At 36.3% G+C, this 7,818-nt stretch carries 9 protein-coding genes; 8 read left to right on the forward strand and 1 reads right to left on the reverse strand.

The window, feature by feature from the left end; genetic code table 11:
* A partial coding sequence (locus WA010_RS02740) for a response regulator (protein WP_422555647.1) occupies nt 1-315 on the forward strand: 315 nt, incomplete at its 5' end.
* Nucleotides 316-395: 80 nt separating this feature from the next.
* Here WA010_RS02740 and WA010_RS02745 read toward each other — a convergent pair.
* A complete protein-coding gene (locus WA010_RS02745) occupies nt 396-1,085 on the reverse strand; it encodes a hypothetical protein (protein WP_422555648.1) in 690 nt (229 codons plus the stop codon).
* A gap of 134 nt (nt 1,086-1,219) precedes the next feature.
* Between WA010_RS02745 and WA010_RS02750 the strand changes: the two genes are divergently transcribed.
* The 7 genes from WA010_RS02750 to WA010_RS02780 form a co-directional block, all read left to right on the forward strand.
* Nucleotides 1,220-1,963 (forward strand): N-acyl amino acid synthase FeeM domain-containing protein, encoded by a 744-nt coding sequence (locus WA010_RS02750; protein ID WP_422555649.1) that lies wholly within the window; start codon nt 1,220-1,222, stop codon nt 1,961-1,963.
* Nucleotides 1,964-2,127: 164 nt separating this feature from the next.
* Nucleotides 2,128-3,426 carry a TolC family protein gene (locus WA010_RS02755; protein WP_422555650.1) on the forward strand — a complete coding sequence of 433 codons (1,299 nt, stop codon included), beginning with the start codon at nt 2,128-2,130 and terminating at the stop codon, nt 3,424-3,426.
* A gap of 66 nt (nt 3,427-3,492) precedes the next feature.
* A complete protein-coding gene (locus WA010_RS02760) occupies nt 3,493-3,957 on the forward strand; it encodes a GNAT family N-acetyltransferase (RefSeq protein WP_422555651.1) in 465 nt (154 codons plus the stop codon).
* 105 nt (nt 3,958-4,062) lie between these two features.
* Nucleotides 4,063-4,737 (forward strand): hypothetical protein, encoded by a 675-nt coding sequence (locus WA010_RS02765; protein WP_422555652.1) that lies wholly within the window; start codon nt 4,063-4,065, stop codon nt 4,735-4,737.
* Nucleotides 4,734-5,918: a hypothetical protein gene (locus WA010_RS02770; RefSeq protein ID WP_422555653.1), complete on the forward strand. Its 1,185-nt coding sequence runs from the start codon at nt 4,734-4,736 to the stop codon at nt 5,916-5,918. The genes WA010_RS02765 and WA010_RS02770 overlap by 4 nt, the downstream gene beginning before the upstream one ends.
* The gene (locus WA010_RS02775; protein WP_422555654.1) at nt 5,915-6,691 is read left to right on the forward strand and encodes a hypothetical protein; all 777 of its coding nucleotides are present in this window, start codon (nt 5,915-5,917) and stop codon (nt 6,689-6,691) included. Before WA010_RS02770 ends, WA010_RS02775 begins: the two co-directional genes overlap by 4 nt.
* The coding region (locus WA010_RS02780) for a hypothetical protein (protein ID WP_422555655.1) at nt 6,688-7,818 on the forward strand (1,131 nt) is incomplete at its 3' end. The genes WA010_RS02775 and WA010_RS02780, both read left to right, overlap by 4 nt.

The raw sequence follows: 7,818 nt of genomic DNA on the forward strand, positions 1-7,818 counted from the left end.
GCTGTCGTCACTAATTACAAAGATGCGATACAAAGTGTAAAAAGAAATAAGCCCGATCTCATTTTAATGGATATAAATTTAAACAGTTACAAAGATGGTATAGAAACCGTACAAGAAATTAAAATGACGCACGATATACCGGTTATTTATTTAACAGCTGATTCAGATTCTAAAACGATTGAGCGAGCTATTCAGACTGATCCCGTAGGCTACTTACAAAAACCATTTAAACGTGAAGATCTTAATTCAACCATTGCATTAGGTTTGTATAAAAATAAAGTAGATAAAAATAACAGTGTCGTTGACAGACAATAGATTGATGGATATCGGAGCAGGGTATTATTATGATGTGGAGTATGAGAAACCATCCCCTCATTTGGACTCAAATTGAAAGTTTAAAAGTTTATTCCAAAGCCTGCCCCATAGCCTGTATAATTTTCATTTCCAGAAATATTATTTTGTATGTTTTTGTCTCTTAATGACTCTTCATATTTTAAATATAAAAAGAATTCTGGAGAAATAAATTGATACAAAGTCACAGATGTGTTGTATTGTGAATAGTCTTTCGCATAATCATGACTCAGCAAATCATTTTTAAGTTCTAAACTAGAAAACAACATTGTTGAATGGGTAAGATTCAAACCCAGTATAAAATAAGCTCTTAAATCAGTATCATATTTTTCGGTTTTCATTACGTTATTGTTAATGATTTGATAAAGCGTAGAGTGTGCATCGCTATATAATAATGCAGGACCTATATATAGGGTCTCTGTTAAGTAATACTTATATCCGGCTCCCAGTTCATATTTCCGCCCGTTTTGTTCAAAATCAATATTTGTCGTTCCCAAAACAGTATTTCCAATATGTTGTTTAGGACTGTATTTAAAAGATGCTAAGGCTATATATTTTCTATTCATAAAAACATAGTTGAGACTAGGAAGATTATAAGATATCTGTGTATCGTTAAGGGATTCCGTAGTTGCTGTGTAATCGTAGCGGAGATTTTCAATTGTAAAAAGGTGTAAATTTTTTTCTTCCCCAAGTAAGTTCATTACGATCAGTAAAACTAGAACAAGCTGCTTCAAATTTTTCCCCTTTAAAACAATATTCTACCTCATAAATTTCAATTTTAAAACGTGATACATATCGTGATGTTAATAGTAACGTTAACTGTGACGGCTAATTTTTAGAATTTCTCTTTGAAAAACAAGGAGAAAGCATGGTCTACATCAATAAAAATAAAGTGTTCAGAGAGCTAGAAGCAATACTAGAACTTCGAATTGACAATGATCATCATGAAGCTCACAACAGTATAAATGTTTTAGAACAATTTCAACAAAGAGTTTTTTTAGAAAGTACAATTGAAAAAACATTGGATTTTAATAGAAGTCTCAATTGGAATCATAAAGAAGAAAATGTCCATCTTGTAAGCAATGCTGAGGAACTACTGGAAGTATTTAAACTACGAAGTGATGTTTTTGGCAGTTTAAACTATGAGAATGAGTTTCCCGATTGTATAAGCGGTTTAAATTTTGATACCTTTGATCATCATTCTGCAATTGTATTTTGTAAAACGAACAACGTCTTGAGCGGAACATGCCGGCTTATTTTTGATACCCATAGAAAACTCCCTACAGATGAAAAGTATTCATTAGACTATATACGGGAAGAATATTCCTCTATCGGAGAAGTATCGAGACTTGTTACAAAACAAGATAAATCCGGATTGAATTTGGAATTTAAATATTTAACACGAGGAATTTATCGGATACTTGAAAATAATCCTATAAACGCATCCGTATCTGCTATGAAGCAAAGTCACTTTAAATTGTATTCAAAGTTTGGCGGGTTTAAGGTGGAAAAAGAATTGAAGGGTTATGGACATATAGACTACGATGTTGTAGTCACTTCATGGAACCCTAAAGAAATAACCCCTTTTTTTAAAAAACTCTTTCTAGAATAAATGCAAAAAAAAGTATTTTCGGATTTATAAATATCGGATAATTAAAAAAATGTGACGCAAATCATGATGACTTTAAAATACAATTTGTATTTAAACTTTTTGTAAGAGGGCAAATAAATGACATTTATTCAATTTTATATGTACAAAAAAACTGTGCAGTATAGATGAAAAAACTTTATCTTTATCTTTTTTTAGACATCTGCGTATTTGGGAATGATATTTCTTTTGAATATCTCAAGCACTCCGCCCATGAAAACTCCCACCGTCTTAAGCTTCGTAGTATTGATACCACTATCGAAGAAGCCCGTTTGGATAGCATCTATTCCACCCTTTATCCTCAGCTCTCATTTGGATATAACGGCGAGTACAATCATAATCTTGATACAACTGCAGAAGGTGTCTCTGTAGGAGGTACGGTAATCAATTCAACCATATCCAATAAAGACTCAATTTCCCTGAAAATGAATTATGAGCTGTATCATTTCGGTACCACTCTCAAACAAATTGAGATGTCAAAAAATGAGATTGCAGCGAAAAAACTCGAAGCATGCAACGAAGAGACAAAGCTTCATAAAGAACTGCTAGATCATTACGCGACAGCCCAAAAGTCTCAAAGCGAATATCGCTATAAAAGCCAAATGCATACATTGCGACAAGAGCTCTACACCCTCAAACAACGTCTCTATACCGCAGGGAAGGAATCTCGTATATCCGTAGGGGATGAAGCTATACGCCTTATTGATCTAGAGAGAGACATCGAGCGCGCCCGCATGAGTTACGATGAAAACCTTATTGCCCTCAGCAAGCTTTCGCATATCGACCTAAACCTAAAAGAGACACAGCTTCTCCCTCTGAATACTAACCCAGAAGAGATTCGTATCGGCAGTTTCGAAGAGAGTTCCCAAGCACATCAATATCAAGAAAAAATTCTCCAGAAAAACAATGAAATTTCAATGAATGAACGTTCTCAACTTCCTGTGATATCACTATATTACAACTATTACTTCTATGGTTCCGATAAGCATAACGCCTATGATGCCTTTAGTAACATGAAGCCTAACAGCTGGAATACAGGATTAAGTGTTCAATGGAATTTATTCGAAGGATTTAAATACAACCATGAATCTGCCCGTTTGCATTATGAACGTGATCGCCTCTATGAAGAATATGCCCTCGCCAAACGTGAATTCGATGCAAATACCCAAACCAAACAACAGCGCCTGCAACGTCTAGCCATCCTCACCAAAAACGAAACCGAGGCACTCAATGAGACCCGGTCTAAAATGAAAATGACCCAAAGACTAAGAGAACAGGGTGAAGCGGACGCAGTAAGCGAAGTGAGTGTGAAACTGGAAAACTTGGAGAGAGAACTGACATTACAGACCGAGTCGATACAACATGCCTATGAAGCGGAATCATTAAAACTACAGCATAGAGGGGTGGAGGAGTGCAGATTTAAATAATTAGATTCTTAATTCCAAAACACAAAAAATCTAAATTTTATAAGAAAAAAACCAACAAGGATAAAAATGACTATACGAGCCGCAACAAACGAAGATATTACAAATATGATAGAACTAGGACATAAGGTATATGTCGAAAGCCGTTTTTCACATCTTGGCTATGACATAGATAAAATCAAGCATGGTTTAGAAGCTTTTATTTTACTTCATGCAAATGGGTCTCATTTAGCATTACTGGCTGAAAACGCTGATGGGAGAATAATAGGGGGATTCTTGGGGGCGATTGAAGAGTACTTTTTTACAACTGATAAATCAGCCAATTCGATTCTTATCTGGGTTGATCCTGATTATCGTGGCAGTTCTACAGCGATCAAGCTCATCGACATATTTAAACAATGGGCGGTGAAAAAAGGGGCAAAGGAGATCAATATACTCGTCTCAAGCGGAGTGAAAATCGGTTCAACCGACCGTTTCTTTAGACGGCTTGGATTTGTTCAGAGCGGCGGTAATTATTCTATGACACTGGGTTGAAGAATTGTGGGTGGAAGAGAGCAAAAGATGGCAGATAATCAAAACTTCAAAACTACAAGGAGAGCAGGATGAAAACAACGAAACTAAAGTTAAGGATAGAGCAAAATGAAGAATAAAAATACATTCTTGAAAGTACTAAAAGAGAGGTATTTATCGTTGATTGTCATTCCAATAGTAATACTATCGGGACTTTTTATTTATGCGAATGTGAATGGAATCCTTCTTAATAATGACTGGGAGCACAGTCTTCTTAGGGAAGAGAATTTTTCTTTTTTTCTAGAAATGGGTGTAGCCCTGTATTTTTTAATAGCATTTTTTAAAATACTTTTTCAGTGGGTGAATCTGTATTTTACTGATGCATTTGGTGAAGTGATTCGTTTTATTGTGATATTAGTTATCTTCACCGTAGGGAATGAATCTTCAAATTTCACCCAAAAAATCGAAAACTTCCAAAAAGAAAAGCGTTACTATCTTCACCAAATTGAAGTGCAAGGATCGGTGGGACGGGATCGTAAAGAAAAATTGGTAGGCTTTGATACTACTGGCAGTGACGGTAACTTTAGTTGCCAAGTTCATTACGATGAATCCGATACATTGCTTGATCCTGTGAATGATCATCGTGAGCTGGGGGCTTTTCAAACTCTTCATGTGAATAACAAGCAGGAAAAAATAGGGCAGATACCTATAAAAGTGACAAAAATAGAGCCTAATTTTTATTATGTATGTCGTGATTATGATCACAAAATTATGTTTAACACCACCACAAAGGACAAAAAATGAGTATTACCTATACAACAGCAGTATTTCAATCTAAGGTTATTGATCCAGACACTAAAGCATTTATAAAAAATGTTGATTCCAAATACCTCTTCGACAAAAGCGGGAATCCCGTTATGGATCCAACGACTGGAAATCCCTATATCGTCCCAGCGGATATGAATTTTGATCAGATGGTTATAAACTTAACAGATAAGTATAATACAAACATCGGCACTGCCCCAATCGATTCGACTAAGATACTATTGGATTTTCGTTCAGTAGGTGGAACAAATGATTTACAGCGTATGGATGTGAATGGTCAACCATATGGTGGCTTCGTCTCTGATTACACGTCAGCGGCATCACTGTATTTCGGTGCGGTAAGCGCAGGATTAAAAATTACTCTGAGCCAAACAGAGATGGGTGGTGGGGCATTAAATTTTTTGAACAGCCTTAAAAATCCTACTCTTAATACCAGTGGTGATTACTACAATAATCCCAAAAATATTGATAATATGACGGTGGGGTATCATTATTATCAAAACAATATTGCAACCAACGAAACAGTAAATGCTAGAGTCAATGCTATCGATATTTTTCATGATTTAGTGCATGATACCTTTGGAAAAATAGGTGATTTTTATATTGGTACTCCAGTCCAAAAAATTGTTCAAATTCTAAATGTAGGGCTTTCTAATGTTGAAAAAATTGCTTATGAAGCCTTTGGAATTTCCATTGTTGACCCAACTCCAACAGGTACCAGCTACAAAGATACCACAGTAATCACCCTAACTCCAAACACCAATAGCACCAACATCACCTACGACACCTACTCCCCCACCGGCGCCAAAACCTCTTCCACCATCTCCGCTTACAGTAACACAGGCGATCTAATCGGACGAACAACCAGCCAACACCAGACAGGTGATTTTATCACTTTGCCATCCGCAACCAGTCCCGTATCAACCCTCAACGCTTTGCAACAAGCACAAGCAAAAAATGAAACATTGGCACAAGATGCGTTTGCAGTAGCTAAATTCGTAGGATTGGATAAAAACAGTGCTACCAGTAGTGAGTGGATTAACACGATTAATACTCCGACTACTACCGGAGGAAACTCGGTCAACATACCGTATACGCCTATCATAAATTATACAGATACTACCTACTTTAACAACAAAAATACAAGGAGAGTAGCGTGAAATATTTTATAGGAATGATAATAGTTGTTATTTCATTTGTTTTTAGTGACGTGATATTACGAATGTTAATGTCTTATTGGTATGTCATTTTTCCAATATTGACTGTCATTTATTTTTATGTTGTTACCAGTGTTCCAAAACCGTATGAATTTCCTGGAAGTCAAAAAGTTCTTTCAATAAGTAGGTGGATTGTCAAAATTGTGTGGACAGTAATGATTACTTTATTTGTTCTATTACTTCTTCGAGTATTGCTTGGAGGGCTTGCTGAAAACAATCACCATTCAATTAAGAAAAAATTAAATATTGCGATGAAAGACAATAATCCATGCTTTTATGTAGAGCCGTTTGAGGGAATGGAAGCATTTGACTTATATAAGGTGCATGTAATTAAGCCTCCTGAGCCATATGAGCGCTATTGGTGTGTAGGATTGTGTGAGAATAAAAAGATAGCTATTCCTCTTTCGCTTTTTACTGGCACTGAGCAATGTATTTTTTATGGAATAAAAAACAAGTCATTCTCAGCTTCTTCAAAAGGATTAGAAATAGATGTCTTATATGAGGCATCAATAGATGCATCTCGTAGAGATATACCCAAAGGAAAAGAAGAAGAGAATGGAAACTGGTTAACGGCGAATGTATGGTTTTATTTATCCAAAAATCCAAAAACTGGCGAGTTAAACGTTACCGAATTGAGTGAAAGTCAAGCTAACGCGTGGATAAAGAATATGGATAACAACAATAAATCAATTGAAACAACAAAGGAGAAAAAATGAGAAACTTAACACCCGGCGAAATAGCTATGCTACAACCTATTTTTGGAAATTCTATAAATTATGGAGATGTGTTAGTGCATCCTACCGGATTATTTTCTCCAGGACTTTCAGTAAATGGAACAGTATTTATTAACTCCGGGACAGCTTTTACCCCGGAGAACAATCAATATCGAGCAGATTTTAGTAAAGGTACTGCTGAAGATAAAGTTTTATTTGTTCATGAGATGACCCACGTATGGCAATCACAGAACGGGTATTGGACAGCCGCAGTTGGAGCAGTTTTTCAAGGCATAAAATTTGCGACGGGTAGTACAGTCAATCCCTATCGCTATGATCTAAGTGGCAATAAATCGTTTAGTGACTATAACATGGAAGCTCAGGCGGAGTTGATTAGTCATTATTACAGTATTAGCAAATTAGATGGTAAAGGTATGGGCGCTGAAAAAGAAGCTTATGCTACCGCCCATGAAGCCGAACTAAAATCCGTTGTTGGGGCTTTTGTCAATTCGGATCATAGTTCAAGCTGGACACCGCCTTTTGATTCGGTGAAAGATTTATTGATAGCTGCTGAAAATAAAATCGTGGCTAAGATCGAAAGCATCGGTAATACCCTTACAGCAGTTGAAAAATCTGCATACGAAGCAATGGGCTTTATTGTCTACGATCCTGCATCAATCAATACCACATCTTACAAAAACACCAACGTCATCACCCTTATGCCAAACAGTACTGGCACCAATATCAAATACGAAAATTTTAACACAACAGGTCAAAAAACCTCTTCCACTATCTCCGCTTACAGTAACACAGGTGATCTCATCGGACGGACAACGAGCCAAGCACTTCCAACCGACTTTATCGCTGTTCCTAATTCTGCTAGCCTCTCATCGGTAATCGAAACTCTTCACCAAACAACAACCAATAATCTAGGTTCTGCCACCAAAGCTTTAAATGTTGCAGGCATGGTAGGATTGGATAAAAACAACGGAGCGGATAGTACCTGGTTAAAAACACTTAATTCCCCTGTCAACACCGTTGTAAATATTAGAGTTAACAGCAGATCATCTTATTCTAATTACAATATGTTTGGATTTGGAGGTTCAACATTTTCATGGTCGAGTAATAGT

The organism is Sulfuricurvum sp. (assembly GCF_049305995.1).
GTDB lineage: Bacteria > Campylobacterota > Campylobacteria > Campylobacterales > Sulfurimonadaceae > Sulfuricurvum.